Source organism: Acinetobacter sp. 226, assembly GCF_048147925.1.
In the GTDB taxonomy this organism is placed as follows: Bacteria; Pseudomonadota; Gammaproteobacteria; order Pseudomonadales; family Moraxellaceae; genus Acinetobacter; species Acinetobacter pecorum.
Map to the genome: position 1 here is coordinate 1 of NZ_JAYWYX010000078.1, position 1,087 is coordinate 1,087.

General features: G+C 37.0%; 1 protein-coding gene. It reads right to left on the reverse strand.

Translation table 11 applies throughout. The features are described from left to right. Window positions 1-7: 7 nt before the first annotated feature. A complete protein-coding gene (locus VXP95_RS15475) occupies window positions 8-976 on the reverse strand; it encodes an IS30 family transposase (RefSeq protein WP_416712354.1) in 969 nt (322 codons plus the stop codon). Between the last annotated feature and the right edge of the window lie 111 nt (window positions 977-1,087).

The following is a 1,087-nucleotide window of genomic DNA, read 5'->3' on the forward strand; positions in this document are numbered from 1 at the left end:
GGCGAATTCAAACATGAGGTGCGACAGTTTGAAAAGTCTTATGATAATCAACAAGCTGAGCAAATTTCTCTAATGGTGTAAGCCAATCTAACGCTTTTCTAGGACGAGTATTCAGTGACATGGCAACTTGATTTAAATAATGCTGATCTGCCTGATTTAAATCAATCCCTTTAGGTAAATATTGCCTAATTAAACCATTCATATTTTCGCATGTGCCTTTTTGCCAGGGTGAATGTGGGTCACAGAAATATACATCTATGCCTAAATCTTCTTCAAGTATTTTATGTTCTGCCATCTCGCGTCCACGGTCATAGGTCAACGTTTTACGCAGTTCTGCAGGTAAATATTTCAGAGCTTCAGTTAAAGCCTTGCGCACTGATTCTGCCTTTGCATCAGGTAATGTTGCCAAGATACAGAGCCGTGTATTTCGTTCAATAAGTGTTGCTATCGAACTTTTATTGTCTTTACCTTTAATTAAATCAGCTTCCCAATGACCCGGTATTTTTCTTTCTTGAACTTCGGCTGGGCGCTCATGAATAGTTTTAATATCCTGTAATATAGAATCTTTTTTAGGTTCACCGTTAGCTTTTCGCTTTTTATTTTCATGACGCAGACAGGATAATAAGTCTTTTTTCAACTCACCCTTTGGTAATGCTCGTATCGTTGAATAAATCGTTGTATGGCTTACATTCATTGTTTGATCCAAATCAGGAAATGTCTTTAAACGCTTTGCTATTTGCTGAGGAGACCATAAACAACGGATCGCTTCAACAATAAATTTCCAGAGGATTGAATCGATTTTGAGTTTTCTGTGACCACGTCTACGTCTAGCGAAGGTGTTATCAGAAGCATATTGAGCTTGATAAACGTCATTGATGCTATTTCTTTTAAGCTCACGATAGATCGTACTAGAATGTCTTTTAATGAGTTCAGCAAATTTTCTGGCTGAAAAGCCTTCTTTTCTTGACTCAAGCATTAATGCAGTACGATCTTCAAAGTTAAGATGATGGTATGACAATTTTATATACTCCATAAACCCTTTAAATTAATTAGGTGGTTTATGTCGCACTTCAAGTTTTACTCTGCC